Consider the following 22,706-nt stretch of genomic DNA (forward strand, 5'->3'; position numbering starts at 1 on the left):
ATCCGAACATGTGAGCGGAAGAACGCCCATGTAAAAAAGGCGTCGGCCCACAGCCGACGCCTTTTTTCATTCCACCGCCAGAGCGCGTTCGACGCTCACGGCACGTGCGGCGCGATCTTCGGCGTGTTCACCGACACGTCGCCGCATTGCGCGCGATGGCGCAGCGCATGATCGATCAGCACGAGCGCGAGGAGCGCTTCTGCGATCGGCGTCGCCCGAATGCCGACGCACGGGTCATGGCGCCCGAACGTCTCGACGACGGCGGGGTTCCCCGCCTTGTCGATGGAATGCCGCGGCGTGCGGATGCTCGACGTCGGCTTGATCGCGATCGACACCGTAATGTCCTGTCCGCTCGAAATGCCGCCGAGCACGCCGCCCGCGTTGTTCGCCGCGAAACCATCGGGCGTCATTTCGTCGCCGTGAACCGAGCCGCGCTGCGCCACGCTCGCGAATCCCGCGCCGATTTCGACGCCCTTCACCGCGTTGATGCCCATCATCGCCTTCGCGATGTCGGCGTCGAGCCTGTCGTAGAGCGGCTCGCCCAGTCCGACCGGCACACCGGTCGCGATCACGCTGATGCGCGCGCCGATCGAGTCGCCGTCCTTTCGCAGCGCGTCCATATACGCTTCCAGTTGCGGCACGACGTCCGCGTTCGGCGCGAAAAACGGATTCTGATGCACGTCATCCCACGACACGAACGGCACCTCGATCTCGCCGATCGCGCTCATGTAGCCACGCGTCTCGATGCCCATGCGCTCGCGCAGCCACTTCTTCGCGACCGCACCCGCCGCGACGGTCGGCGCGGTCAGCCGCGCGGACGACCGGCCGCCGCCGCGATAGTCGCGGATGCCGAATTTCTGCCAGTACGTGTAGTCGGCGTGGCCGGGACGGAACGTCTCGACGATATTGCCGTAATCCTTGCTGCGCTGATCCGTGTTGCGGATCAGAAGCGCGATCGGCGTGCCCGTCGTCCTGCCTTCGAACACGCCCGACAGGATCTCGACCTGGTCGGCCTCCTGGCGCTGCGTGACGTGCCGCGACGTGCCGGGGCGGCGGCGATCGAGCTCGACCTGGATGTCGGCTTCGGTGAGCGCCATGCCGGGCGGGCAACCGTCGATCACGCAGCCGATCGCGGGCCCATGCGACTCGCCGAAGTTCGTGACGGTGAAAAGCGTGCCTAACGTGTTGCCGGACATGTGCGTCGCCCTGGAAAGTTGAATCGGGGAAACCGATATTATGCCAGCGGCCGCCCGAGCGAGCCGCGCGTGCCGGAGGCCGCGCCGCCGCGCCCCTGCTTGCGCGCCCTTATTTGCGCACGCCCCGCAGCGCGCTCACCACCCGCTGCAGGTGCTCGGGGGTCGCGTCGGCGGGATCGAGCGGCTCGCCGACCGTGAGCGTCAGCCGGCTCATCACGCCGCGCCGGATCGGGCGCGGCACGCGCCCGCCCTCGTCGCGTGAAAACACGCTGCCCCACAGCCCGCCGAGCGCCATCGGCACGACGGGCGCCGCACGCCGCAACAGAATTTCCGAGACGCCGCGCCTGAACTGATTGATCTCGCCTGTGCGCGTAAGCTTGCCCTCCGGGAAAATGCAGATCAGTTCGCCGGCTTCGAGCGCGCGGCCGCAGGCGTCGTAGGCGCGTTCGAGCAGCGCGGCGTCTTCGTGCGCGGGCGCGATCGGAATGGCCTTCACATGGCGAAACAGCCAGCCGATGAAACGCGCATGAAAGATCTCGTGATCCATCACGAAGCGGATCGGGCGCGGGCTTTCGCCCATGATGACGATCGCGTCGACGAAACTCACATGGTTGCACACGAGCACCGCGCCGCCGCGCCGCGGAATGCGCTCGGCGTTGACGAGCCGGATGCGGTAGAACGTGTGCACGAGGAGCCACGCCAGAAACCGCAGCAGGAACTCGGGCACGAGCGAGTAGATGTAGGCGGCCACGACGACGTTCAGCAGCGCGGTGACAAGGAAGATCCCCGGAATGCCGACGCCGAGCGACGTCAGCCCGAGCGCCATCAGCGACGACACGATCATGAAGAACGAGTTGAGGATATTGTTCGCGGCGATGATGCGCGCACGGTGCGTCGGCTGGCTGCGGCTCTGGATCAGCGCGTAGAGCGGCACGCTGTAGAACCCGCCGAACATCGCGAGCAGGAACAGGTCCGCGAGAATGCGCCAGTGCGAGGCGACCGCCAGGAACTCGCCGACATCGAGCAGATGCCCGGCGGGCGGGATGCGATGGCTCGCGAAGAAGAGGTCGATCGCGAACACGCTGATACCGATCGAGCCGAGCGGCACGAGCCCGATCTCGACGCGCCGCTTCGACAGCTTCTCGCACAGGAGCGACCCGGTGCCGATGCCGATCGAAAACGTCGCGAGCAGGATGGTGACCACGTCCGGGTTCGCCGACAGCACGTCCTTCGCGAAATTGAAGAACGATGTGAGAAAGGTCGCGCCGACGAACCACAGCCACGAAATGCCCAGCAGGCTCAGGAACACGGTGCGGTCTTCCCTCGCGAGGGCGAGATTGCGCCAGGTTTCGCTAAACGGATTCCAGTTGATGCGCAGGTCCGGCTGCGGCGCTTCCGACTTCGGCACGAAGCCCGACACCGCCCGCCCGATCAGCGCGAACGCGAGGCACGCCGCCGCGAGCAGCGTCGCGCCGTGCGCGGCGAGCCCCGCCGCCGCCCCGCCGACGATCGTCCCGACCAGGATCGCGACGAACGTGCCCATCTCGACGAGCCCGTTGCCGCCCACCAGTTCCGACGACTTCAGGTGCTGCGGAAGATACGCGTACTTGACGGGCCCGAACACCGTCGAATGCACGCCCATCAGGAAGGTGCAGACATAGAGCAGCGGCGCGCTGTGCAGCATGAACCCCGCGCCGCCGACGAGCATCACCGCGATCTCGAATGTCTTGACGAGGCGCGTGAGCGTCGCCTTGTCGTATTTGTCCGCAATCTGGCCGGAAGTCGCGGAAAAGAGCACGAACGGCAGGATGAAGATCGCGGAAATGAGGAAGGCGGCGGTGTTCGGATCGACGCCGGAAAAGCGCGCGGCCTGGAACGTCACGAGCGACGAGAAGCCGACCTTGAACACGTTGTCGTTCATCGCGCCGAGAAACTGCGTCCAGAAGAACGGTGCGAAGCGGCGTTCGCGCAGCAGGCGAAACTGGCTGTCGCCGTCGTCGCCCGCGCGGCGGGACGCCTCGCGCGAAGCGGGAAGCGGGTGCTCACTCATGGATTGTTGAATGTGTTGGCTGAGGGGGTCGAAGCTGGCGCCGCCAGTGTGCGGCAAACCCGGAAAAACCGCTGGTACGGCGACGCGGCGAGCGCGCACCGCGCCGGACGAAAAAAAGGCGCGCCGAGCGCAGCGCGCCTTCTATTGCCGATGTCCTGCTGTGCCGGGTGATGCGTACGTCTCGACGAGGATGAGGATCAACGCACTGAAAGCACTGAAAGATCAGCGCGCTTCTTCCTGCTGCTCCGGCCAGTCGCGGATATAGGCCTTCAGCATGCGGTTTTCGAAGCTCTGCTCCTCGACCACGGCGCGCGCCACGTCGTAGAACGAGATCACGCCCATCAGCGCGCGGTTTTCCATCACCGGCAGATAGCGCACGTGATGCTCGAGCATCATGCGGCGCACCTCGTTCACGTCCGTTTCCGGCGTGCAGGTGAGCGGATGGTCGTCCATGACCTTGCGGATGGCCGTGGTGCCGACGCTGCCGCCGTTGTCGCGCAAGGTCAGGATGATCTCGCGGAACGTGAGCATGCCGACGAGGTCGCCGTACTCCATGACGACGAGCGAGCCGATGTCGTGCAATGCCATCGTATTGATTGCATCGTGCAGCGGCGTATCGGGTGTTACGGTAAAGAGCGCGTTGCCCTTCACCTTGAGAATGTCGCTGACTCGCATGATTGTCTCCTCGCGAAAAGCCGAATCTTGGGTCGATCCTAGCGGAAAGACCGTTAAAAGGAAAGCGCGGCGGGGCCTTCTCCGATTGCCCGCGCGGCCCGTCAGACAAGCTTTTCGCGCTTTCGCCCGGGTTCGCGCCCTAGGTCTGCGCCCTAGGTCCGCGCGACCCGCCCCGATGTTACGATAATTGACCTTCGACCCTTGCCGGCCGCCCCGCGCGGCCCGCCGCCCACGATGCCCGCCAACCGTTTCGACACCCTCGTGCTGCACGCGGGCGCCGCCCCCGACCCGGCCACGGGCGCCCGGGCGACGCCGATCTACCAGACGACGTCGTTCTCCTTTCGCGACACCGACCACGCCGCCGCCCTCTTCAACATGGAGCGCTCGGGGCACGTCTACTCGCGCATCTCGAACCCGACCGTCGCAGTGTTCGAGGAACGGGTCGCCGCGCTCGAGGGCGGCGTCGGCGCGATCGGCACGGCAAGCGGCCAGGCAGCGCTGCACCTCGCGATCGCGACGCTGATGGGCGCGGGCTCTCACATCGTGGCATCGAGCGCGCTCTACGGCGGCTCCCACAATCTGCTGCATTACACGCTGCGGCGCTTCGGCATCGAAACGACGTTCGTCGCGCCGCACGATCTCGACGCCTGGCGCGCCGCCGCGCGGCCGAATACGCGGCTGTTCTTCGGCGAGACGCTCGGCAATCCGGGGCTCGACGTGCTCGATATCGCGGGCGTCGCCGAGATCGCGCATGCGAACCAGGTGCCGCTCCTCGTCGATTCGACGTTCACGACGCCCTATCTGCTGCGGCCGTTCGAGCACGGCGCCGACCTCGTCTATCACTCCGCGACCAAGTTCCTGGGCGGCCACGGCACGACGATCGGCGGCGTGCTGGTCGACGGCGGCACGTTCGACTTCACCGCCACCGATCGCTTTCCCGAATTCACCGAACCCTACGACGGCTTTCACGGCATGGTGTTCGCCGAAGAGAGCACGGTCGCGCCGTTCCTGCTGCGCGCGCGCCGCGAGGGCCTGCGCGACTTCGGCGCGTGCCTGCATCCGCAGGCGGCGTGGCAACTGCTGCAGGGCATCGAGACGCTGCCGCTGCGCATGGACCGCCATGTCGCCAATACGCGCAAGGTGGTCGAGTTCCTGCTCGCGCATTCGGCGGTCGAGGCGGTGGCGTACCCCGAGCTGCCGACGCACCGCGATCACGCGCTCGCCGGGCGCCTCCTGCCGCGCGGCGCGGGCGCCGTGTTCAGCTTCGACCTGCGCGGCGACGTCGCCGCCGCACGCCGCTTCATCGAGACGCTCAGCCTCTTTTCGCATCTCGCGAACGTCGGCGATGCCCGCTCGCTCGTGATCCACCCGGCGTCCACGACGCATTTCCGCATGGACGCCGCCGCCCTCGCCGCGGCGGGCATCTCGCCGGGCCGCATTCGCCTCTCGATCGGCCTCGAAGACCCGGACGACCTGATCGACGACCTGAAGCGCGGCCTCAAGGCGGCGCAAAAGGGCGATTCCGCCGCGCCCTCGCCCTGGAGCCGCGCATGATCCTCGACGTCCACGGCAAGGCGGCCTACGCCTACACCGGCGGCAAGGCATTCGACGCCAGCCGTCCGGCGGCGGTATTCATCCACGGCGCCGAGCACGACCACAGCGTGTGGGCGCTGCAGACGCGCTACTTCGCGCATCACGGATTCGGCGTGCTCGCGCTCGATCTGCCCGGCCACGGCCGCAGCGACGGTCCCGCGCTGCGCGACGTCGCGTCGCTCGCCGACTGGGTGATCGCCGCGCTAGACGCCGCCGGGGCCCGTGAGGCGCTCGTGATCGGCCACAGCATGGGCTCGCTCATCGCGATGGATGCCGCCGCCCGCCATCCGGCGCGCGTCTCGAAACTCGCGCTCGTCGCCACCGCCGTGCCGATGGCCGTCTCCGACGCGCTGCTCGACGCCGCCCGCGAGCACGAGCCGCAGGCCATCGACATGGTCAACCAGTGGTCGCATTCGACGATTGCCGCCAAGCCCTCCAGCCCCGCGCCCGGCTTCTGGCTGCACGGCATGAACCAGCGCCTGATGGAGCGCGTCTCGGCGCGCGGCGAGGGCCAGCTCTTCCATACCGATTTCACCGCGTGCAACGCCTACGCCGACGGCCTCGAACGCGCGGCGGCCGTGCGCTGTCCGGTGCTCGTGCTCTGCGGCCGGCGCGACCTCATGACGCCGCCAAAAGCCGCGCGCGCCGTCGCGATCGCGATGTCGAAAGCCGGGGTTCAGGTCGATACCGTCTCGCTCGACGCCGGCCACGCGCTGATGGCCGAGCAGCCCGACGCGACGCTCGACGCGCTGTTCGGCTTCGCCACACGCCAGGAACACGCTCGAGAATAAGCGGCCGGAAAGCGCTTCGCCATCGGCCGAACGGCCAGGTTGCGCCGCGCCGCCCTTCGGTCGCACAATGGATCGTGCCTGCTTGCCGGGCATCGATCGAAAGGGAGGCAGCCATGGCTCATACGGCACACAGCGACCACTTCACGAATTTCGCCGAGTTCTATCCCTACTATCTGGAAGAGCATCGCAATCTCGTGTCGCGCAGACTGCACTTCATCGGCTCGCTCGGCGTGATCGGCTGCCTCGCCATGGCGCTCGCCACGGGCGACTGGCTCTGGCTGCCCGCGGCCGTCGTGTGCGGCTACGGGTTCGCGTGGATCGGGCACTTCTTCTTCGAAAAGAACCGCCCCGCCACGTTCCGTCATCCGGTCTACAGCCTGATGGGCGACTGGGTGATGTTCAAGGACATCTGCGTCGGGAAGATTTCGCTTTAGGGCGCGGCCCGGGCGGTGCGTCCCGCGTGCGTTTTGCCGACCTTTTGCGTGCCTTTTACGTACCTTTTGCGTACCTTTCGCTTGCCGCGCGGCCGCTCATGACTTCACGCGCCGAGTCCGGCCGATGAGGCGTCGGGCATGCGCGACGGGTCCCGAAGACGCGCGTTCGTGAGCGCAGAGGTGCGCGCCGCGATCAGCGACCCGAGCGTGATGTCGAGCTTCTCGTTCTCGAGCGCGCTCATCAGCGCGGCCCGGTCGACCTGCGTGGCGTCGAGCCGCAACTGATAATCGAGCTCCTCGCGGTCGATCACGAAGAGGTCGAACAGCATCGTCACGGTAATCTGGCTCGGGTTCGCGATCAGCACGTAGCGCGGCGCGTGCGCGTCTTCCAGCCGCCCCACCCAGCCCTCTGCCTCCACGCGCGCGAGAAGCCGCGTCGACGTGTCCATATCGCAGCGCAGCATTTTTGCGAGCTGCAGCGCCGTGTAGCCGGGCTTTCCCTCTTCGCGCGTTTCGACGAGCCTCGCCAGCAGTTCCAGCGTGTCGAGCAGATCGCTGCCGGGAAAATCGCGCCGATGAAACTGGCCGATGCGGATCGCAGGCAGCGCCGACGTCACCATCGCGCCGATCAGCGCGATCATCCAGCACAGATACACCCACAGCAGGAACACCGGCAGCGCCGCAAACGCGCCGTAGACGGCCGTGTAGGTCGGAATCCGCCGCACGTAGGAGCCGAAGCCGCGCTTGCCCAGTTCGAACGCGACCGCCGCGATCAGGCCGCCGATCGCGGCGTCGCGCCATTCCACCTTGCAGTTCGGCATGTACACATAGAGCATCGTGAACGCAAGCACGGTGAGCGGCAGCGAAACGCCCGTGAGCGCCCATTCGACGATCGGCGGCAGCAGGTTGTGGGAGCCCGCGAACGCGATCGACTGCGCGAACAGGTACGACGAGATAGACAGGCTCACGCCGAAGAAAATCGGCCCGAGCGTGATGATCGCCCAGTACACGAGCACGCGCTGCGCGAACGGCCGCGCCTTGCGCACCCGCCAGATCACGTTGAACGCGGACTCCACGGTCATCATCGTCATCACGGCGGTCACGAACAGGATGATCATGCCCGCCGTGGTCAGCCCCTTCGCCTTCGACGCGAACTGGTTCAGGTACTTGAAGATCTGGCTGTTGATCTGCGAGGGCATCAGATGCACGGCCAGAAAGTCCTGCAGCGACGACTGGAACGAACTGAAGATCGGGAACGCGGTGAAGAGCGCGAACGCGACGGTCGCGAGCGGGACGAGCGAGAGCACGCTCGTGAACGTGAGGCTGCCGGCGACCTGGGCGACGCGATCCTCGCCGAGGCGCCTCGCGACGAAGCTCGCGAGGCGCCTGACGGTGGCGAGATCGATGGAAGGCTTCCGCAAAAACGATTCTCCTCAAACGTGGCTTCTCGCGGCGAGCATGATCGCCGAAATCCCCCGAACGCCACGAACGTGAACCCTATCCCTATAATACCCGTTCACTAAAAAGGCTTATGAACGACATTCTTGTGCTCTATTACAGCCGGCACGGCGCAACGCGCGAACTCGCCCTGGCGATCGCGCAGGGCATCGACAGCGTGCCCGGCATGCAGGCGCGCGTGCGCACGGTCCCGCCCGTGTCGGCCGTCTGCGAGGCGACCCAGCCCGACATTCCCGCCGACGGCCCGCCCTACGCCGAAGTGCGCGATCTCGAGGAATGCGCGGGACTCGCGCTCGGCTCGCCCACACGCTTCGGCAACATGGCGGCGCCGCTCAAATATTTCCTCGACGGCACGACACCCCAGTGGCTCTCCGGCGCGCTCGCGGGCAAGCCGGCGTGCGTGTTCACGTCGACGGGGAGCCTGCACGGCGGGCAGGAGACCACCCTGCTCTCGATGATGCTGCCGCTTTTGCATCACGGCATGATGATCCTCGGCATCCCGTACACCGAGACAAAGCTCACCACGACCCAGACCGGCGGCACGCCCTACGGCGCCTCGCACTACGCGCGCGCGAGCAACGAGGACGGCAACGGCCACGGCATCTCCGCCGACGAAAAGGCGCTCGCGGTGGTGCTCGGCGCGCGCCTTGCACGCGCCGCTTCGCAACTCGTGCGCGGCGCATGAACCCCATGGGCCAGCCCATAGTCCGCCCCCCCGCCACGGTCCGAACCGGCTTTGCCACCGGCGCGCTGCTGAGCCTCGTCGCGCTGATCGCACTGTCGCTCGCGTGGGAACTCTGGCTCGCGCCGCTGCGCCCGGGCGGCTCCGCGCTCGCGATCAAGGCACTTCCGCTCGCCTTCGCCCTGCCCGGCGTGTGGCGGCGCAGCGTCTACACGCTGCAATGGACGTCGATGCTGGTGCTGCTCTATCTGGCCGAAGGCGTCGTGCGCGGCATGACCGACGGCGGCCTGTCCGCGCGTCTCGGCTGGGCCGAAGCGCTGCTCTCGCTTGCCTGCTTCACCTGCGCCCTCTGCTACGTCGCGCCGTTCAAGCGCGCCGCGCGCGCCGCGAAACGCCTGCGCCAGGACGCTTTGTAACACGGATGCCCGCGTGCGTTGCGGGCCTATGCCATTCGGCCAGGCATCGCGCCGGCGCGGGCTGCGCGATACTGTGAACTATGCTTTTCGATTTCGAACGCCATGACCGCTGCTGACCGACCATCCGATACCCGCGCCTTCGTCGCCGCCTGCGGGCAGGCGCTCGGCGCAGCACACGTGCTGACCGACGCGCACGACACCGCACCGTTTCTCGCCGACTGGCGCCGCCGCTACCTCGGCCGCGCGTGCGCCGTGCTGCTGCCCGCCGACACGCGCGAGGTCGCGGCCGTCGTGCGCCTCGCGCGCGAGTACCGGGTGGCGCTCGTGCCGCAGGGCGGCAACACCGGACTTGCGGGCGGCGCGACACCCGACGCAAGCGGCGCGCAGGCCGTCATCAGCCTGAAGCGCCTGAACCGCATTCGCGACGTCGATGCGCACAACAACACCATCACCGTCGAGGCGGGCGTCGTGCTCGCCGAGATCCAGGCGCGCGCGCAGGCCGAAGCGCGCCTTTTCGCGCTGAGTCTCGCTGCCGAAGGCAGCTGCACGATCGGCGGCAATCTGTCGACCAACGCGGGCGGCACCGGCGTGCTGCGCTACGGCAACACGCGCGAGCTGTGCCTCGGGCTCGAAGTCGTGACGCCGCAAGGCGAGATCTGGGACGGCCTGCGCGCCCTGCGCAAGGACAACACCGGCTACGACCTGCGCGACCTCTTCATCGGCGCGGAGGGCACGCTCGGCATCATCACGGCCGCGGTCATGAAACTGCATCCGGCGCCCGTCGCGAAGGTAACGGCGCTGGCGGGCCTCGCGTCGCCGCACGCCGCGCTCGATTTCCTCTCGATGGCGCAGCGCCACGCCGGCGCGCTCCTCACCGGTTTCGAGTTGATGTCCGATTTCTCGCTGCGGCTCGTCGGCCGGCATTTTCCGCAGATGCGCTATCCGTTCGCCCACACGCACGCGCAAACCGTCCTGCTCGAACTCTCCGACAGCGAAAGCGAGGAGCACGCCCGCGCCCTCTTCGAGCGGCTGATGGAAGAGGCGCTCGAAGAGGGCATCGTCGCGGATGCGGTAGTCGCGGAGAACCTGTCGCAGTCGCGGGCGTTCTGGGACCTGCGCGAACACATTCCGCTCGCGCAGGCCGAAGAAGGGCTCAACATCAAGCAGGACATTTCGGTGCCGATTTCGAGCATCGGCCGCTTCATCGAGGAAACCGACGCGCTGATCGCAAGGGCCGCGCCCGGCGCGCGCATGGTGACGTTCGGCCATCTCGGCGACGGCAATCTGCACTACAACGTGCAGTCGCCCGAGGGCGTCGATCCGAAGCGCTTCCTCGACGAATACCAGGCGCGCATCAACACGCTCGTCTACGAGCAGGTGCATGCGCATCGCGGCAGCATCAGCGCGGAACACGGCCTCGGGCAACTGAAGGTGAACGAGGCGATGCACTACAAGTCGCCCGTCGAGGTGCGCCTCATGCAGACCATCAAGGCCGCGCTCGATCCCGACAATCTCATGAATCCCGGCAAGGTCGTCCCAGAGGCGCGCCCTTCCGGCCTGCGCCCCGGCACCGCGCCCGACCATACCGAGGAGAGCGCACCGTGAAAATTCGCGTTCTGTCCGACCTGCATCTCGAAGCCGACGAGCCCCTCGCGATTCCCTACGCGCAGGCCGATCTTGTCGTGCTCGCAGGCGATATCCACAACCACGCGGAAGGCGTGCGCTGGGCGGCGGAGAACTTCGATTCCGACGTGCCCATCGTCTACGTGCCGGGCAATCACGAGTACTACGACGGCGAGTTCGGCGCGCTCGAAGCCGCGATGCAGGACGCGGCGCGCAGCGTCGACAACGTGCATTACCTGAACAACGCGACGCTCGTCGACCGGTACGGCAAATGGCGCGTGCTCGGCACGACGCTCTGGACCGACTTCGCGCTCTTCGGCGTGTCCGGCGACGCGCTCACCCGCGCGCAGGAAGCGTGCGCGCGGGTGATGCTGGACTATCGCGGCGTCATCCAGATTTCCTGGCCCGAGCCCGACGGCGAGCCGCGCTCGTTCGCCACCAGCGACTCGCTGGCGCTTCACGAACACGCGCGGGCGTGGCTCGAAAGCGAACTGGCGAAGCCGTTCGGCGGCAAGACCATCGTCGTCACGCATCACGCGCCGTTCAAGGAAAGCCTCGCGGAAAAGTACGCGCAGGACGTGGTGTCGGCGGGGTTCGTGAACGACCTGCCCTCGCTCGCGCGCGAGCCGGTGTCGCTGTGGATTCATGGCCACACGCACACGGCTTTTGATTACACGGTGGGGAACACGCGCGTCGTCTGCAATCCGCGCGGCTATATCGACCGGCGCACGCGCCAGCTCGAAAACCCGCACTTCGCGTGGGATAAGATCGTCGAGGTCTGAAAGTCGGAAATCCGTTGGACTTTGCGGAGGAACGCCATGTGTGGCCGAATCAGCCAGTACCGGTTACCGATGCACTATGCGCAGCGCCTGCATCTGAAAAATCCGTTCGTGCTCGTCGATGCCGCCGACCGCCGCCCGGGCTACAACCTTTCGCCCGGCACGCATCCGCTCGCGATCTACCCTGACGAGACGATTCGCGCCGTCCACTGGGGCTACTGCCCGCCGTGGGCAATCCAGAAGAAGCTTCCGCAGACGATCAACGCCCGCGTCGAGACAGCGGCGACCAGCGCATATTTCAAGGCATTGTGGAGAAAGGCGCGCATCCTCGTGCCCGCCGACGGCTGGTTCGAATGGCGCGTCGAAGCGGGCCCGGCCGGGGCGAAGCCGTTCAAGCAGCCCTACTTCATCCGGCGCACGGACGGCGAACCGATGTTTCTCGCCGCGCTCACCAGCATCCAGACCGAGGACGATGCGCTCGTGCCGGGCGCGGGCCTCGTCATCGTGACAGCCGCCGCCGACGAGGGGCTCGTCGACGTGCACGACCGGCGCCCACTCGTATTGCCGCCCGCGGCGGCGCGCCGCTGGCTCGATCCGGCGCTCGGCGCGGAAGAACTCGCGGCGCTCGGCAGCAAGGAAGTCGTGGCGGCGTCGCAGTTTTCGTGGCATCGCGTGTCGAGCGACGTCAACCGCGTCATCAACGACGATCCGCGTCTCATCGAGCCGCTGGAACCGGAGCAAGCCGCGCAACCCGGGCAGGCGTCGCTCGAATTCCCGCTCGACGTTCCGCTCCAGTCGCCGCGATCATGAAAAAGGGACTGACGAATCAGTCCCTTGTGGTAAATCAGCGATCCTGCGGGTCGCGCGGGCGATTGGCGCGCTCGATCCGGATCGGCACGAGCCGGCGTCTCGCCGACTGGTCGCGCTTCGCGCGAAGCAGTTCACGGGTGGCAGGCACGGCGATCAGCGCGAGCAGCGTGGCGAGGGCGAGTGTCAGCGGCGTATTCATCAGGCTTCCCCGGTCGTGAACGAGTGGACATGGCTCGAAAGTATCAAGATGCGGTCGAAAATAAAAGTAAGCAAGTGTTGCACCGCACATATTGATTGTTACGAGACATCCCGCGGCGCTTGTTCGCGCTCATGTGCCCGCTGAATCGAGCACGAACTCTTTCAGCGATTCGACGTCGCGGGCGAGCGTGGCGGGCAGTTCGTCGCGCATGAAATCCACCCACGTGCGGATCTTGGCGTCGAGATACTGCCGCGACGGATAGAGCGCGTACACGCTCAGTTCCTGCATCGTGTATTGCGGCAGCACGCGCACGAGCTTGCCGGCGCGCAAGCCCGGCAGCGCCGACGGAGTGGGCAGCACGCCGATTCCCATACCTTCCTGGATCGCCACCGCCAGCGCGTCGGCGACGTTCACCGTGAAGGTCGTCGGCCCGAGCCCGACGGTTTCCTGGCCGTTCGGGCCGTCGAAGGTCCATTTGTCAGGAGGAAATACGGGCGTGATCAGTTGCAGGCACGCATGGCTCGCCAGATCGGAGAGCACGTGCGGCGTGCCGTGCCGGGCGATGTACGCCGGCGAAGCGCACACGATGCTGAACACACTGCCAAGCCGCTGCGACACGAGCCCCGAGTCCGGCAATTCCGACGCGAGTACGAGCGACACGTCATAGCCCTCGTCGAGCAGGTCCGGCATGCGCTGCGCGAGCGTCAGATCGACCTGCACCGACGGATGGCGCGCCTGATAGCGCGAGATCATCGGCACCGCGTAGTGCTGGCCGAAGCTCGTCATCGAATGCACCTTGAGCTTGCCCGACGGCCGCGCGTGGGCGTCGCCGGCTTCCGCCTCGGCCTGGTCGACGTACGCCAGGATCTGCTCGCAACGCTGCAGATAGCGCTCGCCCGCCTCCGTGAGCGCGATGCGCCGCGTCGTGCGGTTCAGGAGCCGCGTGCGCAGGTGCGCCTCCAGGTCGGAAACGGCGCGCGATGCGTAGGCGGTGGTTGTATTGAGGTGCTGAGCCGCCGCAGTAAAGCTTCCGGCCTCGACCACGCGCGAGAACACCCGCATGTTTTGAAGCGTATCCATACGCCTTTACTCGTTCATCAATATCGTGACTGCATTGTTGCACGAGCAGCAATAAAGATTGTCACATATCCCGTAAAAATGCTTTGCATCGTTACGGGTTATTCGATAATCACCGGGAAAATATAATTGCTACCCATAGTCTAATTCATTTTTGGGAGCGAATCGTGCGAGCCCGGTTGTCGAAAAGCGCTGCTGCGGCCGCGGTTCTTACAGTTATCTTAACAATAGCCGGTTGCGCCAGCACGGGAAACGTCGCCCCCGAAAATACGCTCAAGGATGCTTCCACGCTCGACGCCGGCGCGGCCATCCGCGCGGCGAACGCGGAGGCCGGCTGGCCGTCCGCCCAGTGGTGGCGCACCTACGGCGATTCCCAGCTCGACCAGTGGATCGAGCGCGCGCAGGCCGGCAGCCCCACGCTCGCGATGGCGGCGGCGCGCGTGCGCGAGGCTCGGGCGATCGCGGGCATCGCGCGCTCGGCGCTTGCGCCGCACGTCGACGGCTCGCTGGAAGTCACGCGCCACGGCTGGCCGAGAAACGATTACTACGGCCCCGGCAGCTTCAACGACACGACGACGTGGGACAACACGGCGGCGCTCACCCTCTCCTACAACCTCGATCTCTGGGGCCGCGACGAAAACGCGACCGAACGCGCGCTCGACGCCGCGCACGCCCGCGCCGCCGACGCGCGCGCCGCGCAGCTCGAACTCGAGGCGAACGTGGTGCGCGCCTATATCGGGCTCTCGCAGAGTTTTGCGCTGCTCGACATCGCCCGCGCGACGCTCGAACAGCAGCAGCAGATCGTGGATCTGGCCCGCCGGCGCCTCGCGGGCGGGATCGGCACGCAGTTGGACCTGAGCCAGGCCGAAACGCCGCTGCCGGAATACGAGCGCCAGGTCGACATCTACAACGAGGAAATCGCGCTTGCCCGCAACCAGCTTGCCGCCCTCGCCGGCGAGGGCCCGGGCGCGGGCGCGTCGCTCACGCGCCCGGTGCTGTCGCTCGCGCAGCAGCGCGGGCTGCCATCGGCCCTGCCCGCGGAACTCGTCGGGCATCGGCCCGACATCGTCGCAGCGCGCTGGATCGTCGCCTCGCAGGCACGCGGCATCGATGTCGCGAAGGCGGAGTTCTATCCGAACATCAACCTGCTCGCGTCGGTGAGCCAGATGGCCGCCGGCGGCGCGCTGCTGACGTTCCTCGGCAGCCAGGGAACCGGCTTCAGCGCGGGCCCCGCGATCACGCTGCCGATCTTCGAAGGCGGCCGCCTGCGCGCGCAGCTGGGCGCGGCGTCGGCGCAATACGACCAGGCGGTCGAGCATTACAACGCCACGCTCGTCGGGGCGCTGAAGGATATCGCCGATCAGGTCGTGCGCGTGCGCTCGCTCGACTCGCAGCTCGATGCGTCGGGCCGCTCGGTCGCCGCCGCGAGCAAGAACTACCGGCTCGCGAACGAAGGCTACCGGCGCGGACTGACCGACTATCTCAACGTGCTCGCCGCGCAGACGCAACTGCTGCGCGCACAGGACGGAGAAGCGCGCGTGCGGGCGCAACGGCTCGCGGCGTATGCGTCGCTGTCGGCGGCGCTCGGCGGCGGGCTCGACGATCCGGCGAATGGCCCGGAGCAGACCGCGCTCGCGCCATCGAAGCATATCGGACCCTTGCGTGCGCTGAGTGCGCTGAGCGGGTCCAGCGGATCAAAGGACGCGAAGTGAGGCGCGCCGTGCCCCCCTCCTCCGTGCCCGGCAACGCGCCGCGCGAGTCGCTTCGCAGCGTACTCGCGAACTGGGCGCAGACCGAAGGTCTCGCGTGGGTCTACATCTTCAAGGCAGCGCTCGCCGCGATGCTCACGCTCTGGATCGCGATGCGCCTCGACATGCCGCAGCCGCGCACCGCGATGACGACGGTGTTCGTCGTGATGCAGCCGCAAAGCGGCATGGTGCTCGCGAAGAGCTTCTACCGCTTTTGCGGGACGATGGTCGGGCTCGCCGTGATGCTGGTGTTCATCAGCCTCTTCTCGCAGCAGCCGGTGCTCTTTCTTACCGCGACGGCGCTGTGGGTCGGCATCTGCACGGCGGGCGCCGCGCGCAACCGCAATTTCCGCTCGTACGGCTTCGTGCTCGCCGGCTACACCGCCGCGCTGATCGGCATTCCGGCCGCGCAGCATCCGGACGGCGCGTTCCTCTCGGCGCTCACGCGCGTCGCCGAGGTGACGATCGGCATTCTCTGCGCGGGCACCGTGAGCGCCCTCGTGTTCCCGCAGCACGCGGGCGAGCAGATCAAGGCGACGGTGCGCACGCGCTTTTCCGGCTTCGTCGATTACGTCTGCCGCGCGCTCTCGGGCAGGATGGACCGCTCGCAGATCGAGACGACCAACGCCGCGTTCGTCACGGATATCGTCGGCTTCGAGGCCGTGCGCAGCGTGGCCGTGTTCGAGAATCCCGAGACGCGCATGAAAAGTGGCCGTCTCGCGCGGCTCAACAGCGAATTCATGAGCGCCTCGACGCGCTTTCACGCGCTGCATCAGCTGATGAACCGGCTGCGCGAGACCGGTTCGGCCGTCACGATCGCCGCGCTCGAACCGTATTTCCGCGAAGTCGCGCCGCTGCTCGGCAAGTCGGGCGAACCCGTGATGAACGCCGCCGATGCCGCCCACGCCACCGCGCAGCTCGCAGCGTTCAAGGCCGCGCTGCCCCGCCGCATCCGTGTAACACGCACGGAACTCGAGGCCCGGCCCGGATTTGCGCAACTCGAATTCGACACCGCTTCCGAACTGCTCTACCGCTTCGTCGACGACCTGCTTGCCTACACGCAGACCTACGCATCGCTCGCCGTGCCGATGCACGCGCGCGAGCGCTGGTTCGCGGGCTACGTGCCGAAGACCAATCTGCTCGTGGCCGCCATTGCCGGCTTGCGCGCGGCCGTCGTGATCCTCGCGCTCGGCGCGTTCTGGATCGCGACCGCCTGGCCGAGCGGCGGCACGATGGTGCTCAACGCGGCGGCGGTGTGCGCGCTCGCGTCCGCGTCGCCGCGCCCGACGCTGATGGCTTTCCAGATGGCGTGCGGCACGGTGCTCGCCACGATTGCGGGCATGATCGTCGTGTTCGGGCTCTATCCGCGCATGGACGGCTTCCTGCTGCTCTCGGTCACGCTCGTGCCCTTCCTGCTGCTCGGCTCGTACCTCAGCACGCGGCGCGGGCTCGCAGGCGTGGGCGTCGGCTACTGCATCTTCTTCTGCTTTCTCGCGGGCCCGGACAACCTCGTCCACTACGATCCGGCCGGCTTCATCAACGATGCGATCGCGCTGATCCTCTCGATGATCGTGTCCGCGCTCGCGTTCGCCGTGCTGCTGCCGACCGACGCGCCGTGGCTGCGGCGCCTGCTGCTGCGCGACCTGCGCCGCGAGGTCGTGCTCGCATGCCGCGGCCGCCTCACGCGTCTCGCGACGCGCTTCGAGAGCCGCACGCGCGACCTGCTCTCGCAGATCAACGCGCTGCCCGCCGCGCGGCCCGAGCTGCGGCGCGACGCGCTGCAGTGGCTCTTCGCGGTACTGGAAGTGGGCCACGCCGTCATCGACCTGCGTCACGAGCTGAGCGCCGTCGGCCACGACGCGCGCCATGCGGCGGGCACGCCGTGGCGGCGCGCGATCGCCGCGACGTTCGCCGCCGTCACGCATCTCTTCGACCGGCCGGATGAGGCGCGCTTCGACACGGCGCTGTCGTCGACGAGCCGGGCGATCGCCGATGTCCGGACCTTGCTCGACACCGCGCACCCGCGCGAGGAACGGCACCGGCTGCAGCGCATCCTGAGCCATCTGCATTTCATCCGTACCGCACTGCTCGACCCGCAGTCGCCGCTCGAACCGTTCGCCGGCAACGCACGCGAAGCAGGAAAAGCGCGCGAGGCGGGCAAGGCGCGTGAAGCGCGCGAAGGAGCCCACCATGCCACGTAACATCGCGATCCTCGACGCCTATGTGCCGACCATCCTGCTGCTCTTTCTCGCGGGTGCGCTCTTCACCTGGCTCTTCGACCGCGTGCTCGCGCTGACCGGGCTCTATCGCGTCGTATGGCATCCGGCGCTTTTTCGCGCGAGCCTGCTCGTGTGCGTGTGCGGGCTGCTCGGCCTCGCCGTGTATCGATGAGCCGCGCGCATCACATCACAAGCAATCTGGACTCTGGACGAATCGCATCATGCTGATCAGAAAAATCATGGGTTTTCTCCTGACGGCGCTCATTTTCGCCGCCGCCATCCTGCTCGGCCGGGCGCTATGGGTGCACTACATGGACGAGCCGTGGACGCGCGACGGCCGCGTGCGCGCCGACGTGGTCAACGTTGCACCCGACGTGTCGGGCGCGGTCGTAACGATGCCCGTTGCCGACAACCAGTTCGTGAAGAAAGGCGACCTGCTGATGGAAATCGATCCGTCGCACTACCGGATCGCCGTGCAGCAGGCGCAGGCGAACGTCGCGGCGCGGCAGGCCGAGTTGCGCATGCGCCGTGCGGACGCCGCGCGCCGCGCGGACCTCGACAGTCTCGTGGTATCGAAGGAGCAGCGCGAGAACGCGATGCAGACCGCCTCCACCGCCGAGGCGCAATTGCAGCAGGCGCAGGCCGCGCTCGACGCGGCGCGGCTCAATCTCGAACGCACGCGGGTGGTGTCGCCGGTCGACGGCTATGTGACCAATCTGAACGTGCATCGCGGCGACTATGCGAACGCCGGCACGCCGAAGCTCGCCATCGTCGACAGCCATTCGTTCTGGGTCTATGGCTACTTCGAGGAGACGAAGCTGCCGCACGTGCGCATCGGCGACAAGGCGGAAATGCGCCTGATGAGCGGCGGCGTGCTGAAGGGTCGCGTGGAAAGCATCTCGCGCGGCATCTACGACCGCGACAATCCGCAAAGCCGCGAACTGCTGGCCGATGTGAACCCCACGTTCAACTGGGTGCGGCTCGCGCAGCGCGTGCCGGTGCGCATTCGTATCGACGAGGTGCCGGCGGGGACGGTGCTATCGGCGGGGACGACGTGTACGGTGGTGATTGCGCCGTCGGTGTGAGCGGGAGACGAAGCGAAAACGCCTAGCGCAGCGACGCGAACGTCTCCTCGGTCGTATCGACGACCATCAGTCCGGCGCGCAGGCCCGGCTTGACCTTCGGATTCGGAAACACGATGCGCTCCACGTCGTGCGTGACCTGATAGCGATACGCGCCGTCGCGGGCAAGCACGGTTCCCGCCGGGAACGGCGTGAAGTTCGGCACGTCGCTCGCGACGTCCAGTTCGAACTGCTCGGAGAGCTTGTCGATCTGGCCGACCACGGTGAAGACGCGCAGCGGCCGGGCGGCGCCGGCCGCGCCCTCGCCCGCGATCAGCCGGCGCAGCGCTTCATCCGACGCGGCGAACCGCGCAAGGTCGTTCTGCCCGAACGGACGCACCTTGCCGAGTTCGAGCGTGCAAGAAAGCGCCCCCGAGCGCTCCGCCGTGAAATGCGTGAACGTGTTGGACTTCTCGCGATGCAGGAGCACCGCTTCGAGACGCGCGTCGCGCAGCCAGTTGAACATCGCGCGCGAGAGCGGCGCGCCCGTGTACGGCAGAAGCGCGAACTGCTCGAAGACGGATGCGCGGATCGCCGTGTGCATGTCGATGTGCCACTTCGGATGTGTGACGCCGTCGAGAAAAGCGAGCGCCGCCCGTTCCAGTTCGGCCGCGCGCGGTGCCTCGCGGCTTGCCGGCAGCGACAGATGGCGGCCGTTGAAGAGCCGGTTCAGGTCGTCGTCGAGGTAGCGGTCAGCCGCGCGCATCGCGTCGATGTTGCCGAGGATCACGAGCAGCCGGCTTTCGAGCTTCGCCGCGCCGATCGCGATATCCGCGACGAGCGCCGAGAGGATTTCGATCGGCGCCGTTTCGTCGCCGTGAATGCCCGCCGACGCAATCACGCTCTGCGCCGCGTCGCCCTGCGGTTCGAGGCTCAGGATGCCGTCGCCGAGCCACGTCCAGCGCACACCCGATGCCGCCGTCCCTTCGCGCAGCGCCGGGCGCTTCGCCGCGAGCACGAAGGCGAGGAAACCGGCGAGCATGCCGTCGTGCTCAGCGCTGGAAGTCATACACGGCACCCAGGCTCAGGATCGTCGTCAGTTCGTCGAGCGCGGCACGCGACTCGTCGAGCAGCTTCGGGTCTGCGAGATCGTCCGGTGCGAGCCGGTCGCGGTAGTGCGTGTCGATCCACGCGTCGAGCCGCGCGAAGAGCCGGTCGTTCATCCACGCGGCCGGGTTCACGGCCGCGCGCTCGGCGTCGTTCAGCACCACGCGCAGACGCAGGCACGCCGGCCCGCCACCGTTCTTCATGCTCTCGCGCAGGTCGAAGACGAGGACGTCGTCGATCGGCGACGCGCGGCGCCCGAGCGAATCCAGATACGCCGCGACGCGCGCGTTCTCCCGGCACTCCTGCGGCACGACGAGCACCTGGCGGCCGTCCGTGCGCGTCAGCAACTGGCTGTTGAAGAGATACGACGAAACCGCATCCTCGACGCTCACCTCGTCTTCCGGCACCTCGATCGCGGTGAATGCGGCGCCGTGCGCGTCCAGCTTCGCGCGCAGTTCGTCGTAGACCTTCGGCTGATCGAGAAACGCCCGCTGGTGGCAAAAGAGCGTCGTGCGGTTGCCGACCGCAATCACGTCGTTGTGAAAGACGCCCGCGTCGATCACGTCGGGAAGCTGCTGCGCGAAGACCGTCGCGTCGTCGCTGAGGCCGTGCAGGCGCGCGACCGCGCGGCTCGCCTCGAGCGTCTGGCGCGCCGGAAAGCGCTGCGGCTGCGGGCCCTGGCCGTACTCGCTGCGTCCATAGACGAAGAACTCGACGCCCTTCGCGCCGTACTCGCTGCAAAAGCGCGTATGGTTCGCCGCGCCTTCGTCGCCGAGCGCGGGCGTGCCGGGCAGCGCGTGATGGATCTTGAAGCGCGCTTCGTCAGCGAAGATCGCGGACAGCGAGCGCCGCGTCTCGCCGTGCTCGATCGCCCGGTGCAGCTTGCTCGCGAGGTTCGCGGGCGTGAAGTGCACACGCTGGTCGGCCGTGTCCGCCGACGGGCTGACGGTCGCGGCGTTGGCCGTCCACATCGCCGATGCGGAGCTCGCCGCGGCAAGCAATTCGGGCGCTTCGCGCGCGGCGCGCTCGATCACGCTCGCGTCGGTGCCGGTGAAGCCGAGTTCGCGCAGCAGCTTGAGCGACGGCCGCTCGAGCGGCGGCAGCACGCCCTGATGGAAACCGAGCTCCGCAAGCTGCTTCATCTTGCGCAAGCCCTGTTTCGCCGCGGCCTTCGGGTTCGCCACCGACTTCTCGTTGTTGCGCGACGCGACATTGCCGAACGACAGCCCCGCGTAGTTGTGCGTCGGGCCGACCAGCCCGTCGAAGTTCGCTTCGAATGCTTGCATCATCAGTCCTTCGCGGGTCTTTGGAATTCGAGTCCGGGCGAAACGGTCGCCGGCATCTGCAACTGCGTGCTTTCGACCGAGGCCATCGGATACGAGCAGTAGTCAGCCGCGTAGTACGCGCTCGGCCGCTGGTTGCCCGAGCGTCCGACACCGCCGAACGGCGCCGCCGACGATGCTCCGTTGGTCGGCCGGTTCCAGTTCACGATGCCGGCGCGAATCGTGTGCTGGAACTGCACCCAGGCGGCTTCGTCGTCGGCGAGAAGGCCCGCGGACAGGCCGTAGGCCGTATCGTTCGCGCGCTCGATCGCTTCGTCGAACGTCCTGTAGCGCGTGACCTGAACCATCGGGCCGAAGTGCTCTTCGTCGGGGACGTTGCGCGCGTTCGTCACATCGAGGATCGCGGGCGAGACGAGGCCGAGATGGGCCTCGCGCTGCTTCATGGCGAGCACTGGCGCAGCGCCCGCCTCGATCAGCTGGGCCTGCGCGGCGACGAGCTTCGCCGCGGCGCGCGCCGAAATCACGGCGCCCATGAAGGGCTGCGGTTCGGCGTCGAAGGCGCCGAAGCGGATGGCCGACGTCACTTCGGTGAAGCGGGCCATGAAACGCTCGCCGAAGGCGTCGTCCGGAACGAAGAGCCGCCGCGCGCAGGTGCAGCGCTGCCCCGCCGACAGGTACGCCGACTGGATCGTGTGATGCACGGCGGCGTCGATGTCCTCCACCTTCCCGACGACGAGCGGGTTGTTGCCGCCCATTTCCAGCGCGAGCACGATCTCGGGGCGGCCGCCGAACTGCCTGTGCAGGAGCGTGCCGGTGTCCGAGCTGCCGGTGAAGAAGAGGCCGTCGATCTGCCGATGATTCGCGAGCGCGACGCCCGTGTCCTTCTCGCCCTGCACGAGGTTCAGCACGCCGGCGGGGAGCCCCGCCTGCGTCCACAGCGCGACGGTCGCGGCGGCCACGCCCGGTGCGAGTTCCGACGGCTTGAACACCACCGCGTTGCCCGCGATCAGCGCCGGCACGATGTGTCCGTTCGGAAGATGGCCCGGAAAGTTGTACGGCCCGAATACCGCGACCACGCCATGCGGGCGATGCCGCAGCACCGCGACGCCGTCGGCCATCGGCGCGCGCTTTTCTCCGGTGCGCTCGTGATAGGCCTGCACCGAGATGTCGACCTTCGCGGCCATCGATGCCACTTCCGTGCGCGCTTCCCAGAGCGGCTTGCCGGTCTCGCGGCCGATCGTGTGCGCGAGCGCTTCCTTGTTTTCGGTGAGGAGCGCGGCGAAGCGCCGCGCAATGCCCACGCGCTCGTCGAACGTCAGCGCCGACCACGACGCGAACGCGCGGCGCGCAGCCGTCACTGCGCGATCCACGTCCGCCGCGTCCGCGCTCCTGCCTTCCCACACGCGCTCGTCCGTGGCGGGATTGCGCGACGCGAACGGCGCACCCTTGCCCTCGGCCCACGCGCCGCCGATATACAACTGATTCGAGATTTCCATTGTCTGTCC

At 67.5% G+C, this 22,706-nt stretch carries 21 protein-coding genes; 12 read left to right on the forward strand and 9 right to left on the reverse strand.

Annotated features, from left to right (window positions below; all coding sequences use genetic code 11):
• Nucleotides 1-95 precede the first annotated feature (95 nt).
• The 3 genes from aroC to BG61_RS19955 all read right to left on the reverse strand — a co-directional run bounded on the left by aroC (nucleotide 96) and on the right by BG61_RS19955 (nucleotide 3,921).
• Nucleotides 96-1,196 (reverse strand): chorismate synthase, encoded by a 1,101-nt coding sequence (gene aroC / locus BG61_RS19945; protein WP_035924519.1) that lies wholly within the window; start codon nucleotides 1,194-1,196, stop codon nucleotides 96-98.
• A gap of 109 nt (nucleotides 1,197-1,305) precedes the next feature.
• On the reverse strand, nucleotides 1,306-3,246 hold the full coding sequence (locus BG61_RS19950) for an MFS transporter (protein ID WP_035924517.1): 1,941 nt from the start codon (nucleotides 3,244-3,246) through the stop codon (nucleotides 1,306-1,308).
• Nucleotides 3,247-3,468: 222 nt separating this feature from the next.
• Nucleotides 3,469-3,921, reverse strand: coding sequence for a CBS domain-containing protein (locus tag BG61_RS19955; protein WP_035924515.1), 453 nt, complete (start codon nucleotides 3,919-3,921; stop codon nucleotides 3,469-3,471).
• Between the two features lie 234 nt (nucleotides 3,922-4,155).
• Between BG61_RS19955 and BG61_RS19960 the strand changes: the two genes are divergently transcribed.
• The 3 genes from BG61_RS19960 to BG61_RS19970 all read left to right on the forward strand — a co-directional run bounded on the left by BG61_RS19960 (nucleotide 4,156) and on the right by BG61_RS19970 (nucleotide 6,739).
• Nucleotides 4,156-5,475, forward strand: coding sequence for an O-acetylhomoserine aminocarboxypropyltransferase (locus tag BG61_RS19960; RefSeq protein ID WP_035924570.1), 1,320 nt, complete (start codon nucleotides 4,156-4,158; stop codon nucleotides 5,473-5,475).
• Nucleotides 5,472-6,305: an alpha/beta fold hydrolase gene (locus BG61_RS19965; RefSeq protein ID WP_035924513.1), complete on the forward strand. Its 834-nt coding sequence runs from the start codon at nucleotides 5,472-5,474 to the stop codon at nucleotides 6,303-6,305. Before BG61_RS19960 ends, BG61_RS19965 begins: the two co-directional genes overlap by 4 nt.
• Nucleotides 6,306-6,418: 113 nt before the next feature.
• Nucleotides 6,419-6,739, forward strand: a complete 321-nt coding sequence (locus BG61_RS19970) for an Mpo1-like protein (RefSeq protein ID WP_035924510.1) — start codon at nucleotides 6,419-6,421, stop codon at nucleotides 6,737-6,739.
• 104 nt (nucleotides 6,740-6,843) lie between these two features.
• Here the strand turns inward: BG61_RS19970 and BG61_RS19975 are convergent, their stop codons facing one another.
• Nucleotides 6,844-8,160 carry a YihY family inner membrane protein gene (locus BG61_RS19975; protein ID WP_035924509.1) on the reverse strand — a complete coding sequence of 439 codons (1,317 nt, stop codon included), beginning with the start codon at nucleotides 8,158-8,160 and terminating at the stop codon, nucleotides 6,844-6,846.
• Between the two features lie 110 nt (nucleotides 8,161-8,270).
• Between BG61_RS19975 and wrbA the strand changes: the two genes are divergently transcribed.
• The 5 genes from wrbA to BG61_RS20000 all read left to right on the forward strand — a co-directional run bounded on the left by wrbA (nucleotide 8,271) and on the right by BG61_RS20000 (nucleotide 12,507).
• On the forward strand, nucleotides 8,271-8,882 hold the full coding sequence (gene wrbA / locus BG61_RS19980; protein WP_035924507.1) for an NAD(P)H:quinone oxidoreductase: 612 nt from the start codon (nucleotides 8,271-8,273) through the stop codon (nucleotides 8,880-8,882).
• Nucleotides 8,883-8,887: 5 nt separating this feature from the next.
• Nucleotides 8,888-9,295, forward strand: coding sequence for a DUF2069 domain-containing protein (locus BG61_RS19985; protein WP_035924504.1), 408 nt, complete (start codon nucleotides 8,888-8,890; stop codon nucleotides 9,293-9,295).
• A gap of 102 nt (nucleotides 9,296-9,397) precedes the next feature.
• Nucleotides 9,398-10,900, forward strand: coding sequence for an FAD-binding oxidoreductase (locus BG61_RS19990; RefSeq protein ID WP_081868132.1), 1,503 nt, complete (start codon nucleotides 9,398-9,400; stop codon nucleotides 10,898-10,900).
• Nucleotides 10,897-11,700, forward strand: a complete 804-nt coding sequence (locus tag BG61_RS19995) for a metallophosphoesterase (protein WP_035924502.1) — start codon at nucleotides 10,897-10,899, stop codon at nucleotides 11,698-11,700. The genes BG61_RS19990 and BG61_RS19995 overlap by 4 nt, the downstream gene beginning before the upstream one ends.
• A 36-nt stretch (nucleotides 11,701-11,736) precedes the next feature.
• Nucleotides 11,737-12,507: an SOS response-associated peptidase gene (locus BG61_RS20000; protein WP_081868133.1), complete on the forward strand. Its 771-nt coding sequence runs from the start codon at nucleotides 11,737-11,739 to the stop codon at nucleotides 12,505-12,507.
• A gap of 34 nt (nucleotides 12,508-12,541) precedes the next feature.
• Here the strand turns inward: BG61_RS20000 and BG61_RS42865 are convergent, their stop codons facing one another.
• Both BG61_RS42865 and BG61_RS20005 read right to left on the reverse strand, forming a co-directional pair.
• Nucleotides 12,542-12,706 (reverse strand): hypothetical protein, encoded by a 165-nt coding sequence (locus BG61_RS42865; protein WP_158447124.1) that lies wholly within the window; start codon nucleotides 12,704-12,706, stop codon nucleotides 12,542-12,544.
• A 129-nt stretch (nucleotides 12,707-12,835) separates the two neighbouring features.
• Entirely contained in the window at nucleotides 12,836-13,786 is a 951-nt protein-coding gene (locus BG61_RS20005; protein ID WP_035924500.1) for a LysR family transcriptional regulator, read from the reverse strand.
• A gap of 164 nt (nucleotides 13,787-13,950) precedes the next feature.
• Between BG61_RS20005 and BG61_RS20010 the strand changes: the two genes are divergently transcribed.
• The 4 genes from BG61_RS20010 to BG61_RS20025 are packed head-to-tail and all read left to right on the forward strand — an operon-like array spanning nucleotide 13,951 to nucleotide 18,835.
• Complete coding sequence (locus tag BG61_RS20010; RefSeq protein ID WP_035924498.1) at nucleotides 13,951-15,495, forward strand: efflux transporter outer membrane subunit; 1,545 nt, start codon at nucleotides 13,951-13,953, stop codon at nucleotides 15,493-15,495.
• Nucleotides 15,496-15,503: 8 nt separating this feature from the next.
• Nucleotides 15,504-17,732 (forward strand): FUSC family protein, encoded by a 2,229-nt coding sequence (locus BG61_RS20015; RefSeq protein WP_075584191.1) that lies wholly within the window; start codon nucleotides 15,504-15,506, stop codon nucleotides 17,730-17,732.
• The gene (locus tag BG61_RS20020) at nucleotides 17,722-17,922 is read left to right on the forward strand and encodes a DUF1656 domain-containing protein (protein ID WP_035924495.1); all 201 of its coding nucleotides are present in this window, start codon (nucleotides 17,722-17,724) and stop codon (nucleotides 17,920-17,922) included. The genes BG61_RS20015 and BG61_RS20020 overlap by 11 nt, the downstream gene beginning before the upstream one ends.
• Before the next feature lie 49 nt (nucleotides 17,923-17,971).
• The gene (locus BG61_RS20025) at nucleotides 17,972-18,835 is read left to right on the forward strand and encodes an efflux RND transporter periplasmic adaptor subunit (RefSeq protein ID WP_035924492.1); all 864 of its coding nucleotides are present in this window, start codon (nucleotides 17,972-17,974) and stop codon (nucleotides 18,833-18,835) included.
• A gap of 22 nt (nucleotides 18,836-18,857) precedes the next feature.
• On the opposite strand, the gene astE is transcribed toward BG61_RS20025, so the two are convergent.
• Genes astE through astD form a run of 3 tightly spaced genes read right to left on the reverse strand, consistent with a single transcriptional unit; the run spans nucleotide 18,858 to nucleotide 22,697 of the window.
• Nucleotides 18,858-19,880: a succinylglutamate desuccinylase gene (gene astE / locus BG61_RS20030; RefSeq protein WP_035924490.1), complete on the reverse strand. Its 1,023-nt coding sequence runs from the start codon at nucleotides 19,878-19,880 to the stop codon at nucleotides 18,858-18,860.
• Nucleotides 19,864-21,204, reverse strand: a complete 1,341-nt coding sequence (astB, locus tag BG61_RS20035; protein ID WP_035924558.1) for an N-succinylarginine dihydrolase — start codon at nucleotides 21,202-21,204, stop codon at nucleotides 19,864-19,866. The genes astE and astB overlap by 17 nt, the downstream gene beginning before the upstream one ends.
• Before the next feature lie 2 nt (nucleotides 21,205-21,206).
• Nucleotides 21,207-22,697 (reverse strand): succinylglutamate-semialdehyde dehydrogenase, encoded by a 1,491-nt coding sequence (gene astD / locus BG61_RS20040; protein WP_035924488.1) that lies wholly within the window; start codon nucleotides 22,695-22,697, stop codon nucleotides 21,207-21,209.
• Nucleotides 22,698-22,706: the final 9 nt, after the last annotated feature.

It is taken from the genome of Caballeronia glathei (genome assembly GCF_000698595.1).
Classification (GTDB): Bacteria; Pseudomonadota; Gammaproteobacteria; order Burkholderiales; family Burkholderiaceae; genus Caballeronia; species Caballeronia glathei.

Bases quoted from the DNA above. Each gene is read 5' to 3' on its own strand.
- aroC (WP_035924519.1), bottom strand. From the start codon at position 1,196: ATGTCCGGCAACACGTTAGGCACGCTTTTCACCGTCACGAACTTCGGC.
- BG61_RS19950 (WP_035924517.1), bottom strand. From the start codon at position 3,246: ATGAGTGAGCACCCGCTTCCCGCTTCGCGCGAGGCGTCCCGCCGCGCG.
- BG61_RS19955 (WP_035924515.1), bottom strand. From the start codon at position 3,921: ATGCGAGTCAGCGACATTCTCAAGGTGAAGGGCAACGCGCTCTTTACC.
- BG61_RS19960 (WP_035924570.1), top strand. From the start codon at position 4,156: ATGCCCGCCAACCGTTTCGACACCCTCGTGCTGCACGCGGGCGCCGCC.
- BG61_RS19965 (WP_035924513.1), top strand. From the start codon at position 5,472: ATGATCCTCGACGTCCACGGCAAGGCGGCCTACGCCTACACCGGCGGC.
- BG61_RS19970 (WP_035924510.1), top strand. From the start codon at position 6,419: ATGGCTCATACGGCACACAGCGACCACTTCACGAATTTCGCCGAGTTC.
- wrbA (WP_035924507.1), top strand. From the start codon at position 8,271: ATGAACGACATTCTTGTGCTCTATTACAGCCGGCACGGCGCAACGCGC.
- BG61_RS19985 (WP_035924504.1), top strand. From the start codon at position 8,888: ATGGGCCAGCCCATAGTCCGCCCCCCCGCCACGGTCCGAACCGGCTTT.
- BG61_RS19990 (WP_081868132.1), top strand. From the start codon at position 9,398: ATGACCGCTGCTGACCGACCATCCGATACCCGCGCCTTCGTCGCCGCC.
- BG61_RS20000 (WP_081868133.1), top strand. From the start codon at position 11,737: ATGTGTGGCCGAATCAGCCAGTACCGGTTACCGATGCACTATGCGCAG.
- BG61_RS42865 (WP_158447124.1), bottom strand. From the start codon at position 12,706: ATGAATACGCCGCTGACACTCGCCCTCGCCACGCTGCTCGCGCTGATC.
- BG61_RS20005 (WP_035924500.1), bottom strand. From the start codon at position 13,786: ATGGATACGCTTCAAAACATGCGGGTGTTCTCGCGCGTGGTCGAGGCC.
- BG61_RS20020 (WP_035924495.1), top strand. From the start codon at position 17,722: ATGCCACGTAACATCGCGATCCTCGACGCCTATGTGCCGACCATCCTG.
- BG61_RS20025 (WP_035924492.1), top strand. From the start codon at position 17,972: ATGCTGATCAGAAAAATCATGGGTTTTCTCCTGACGGCGCTCATTTTC.
- astE (WP_035924490.1), bottom strand. From the start codon at position 19,880: ATGACTTCCAGCGCTGAGCACGACGGCATGCTCGCCGGTTTCCTCGCC.
- astB (WP_035924558.1), bottom strand. From the start codon at position 21,204: ATGCAAGCATTCGAAGCGAACTTCGACGGGCTGGTCGGCCCGACGCAC.
- astD (WP_035924488.1), bottom strand. From the start codon at position 22,697: ATGGAAATCTCGAATCAGTTGTATATCGGCGGCGCGTGGGCCGAGGGC.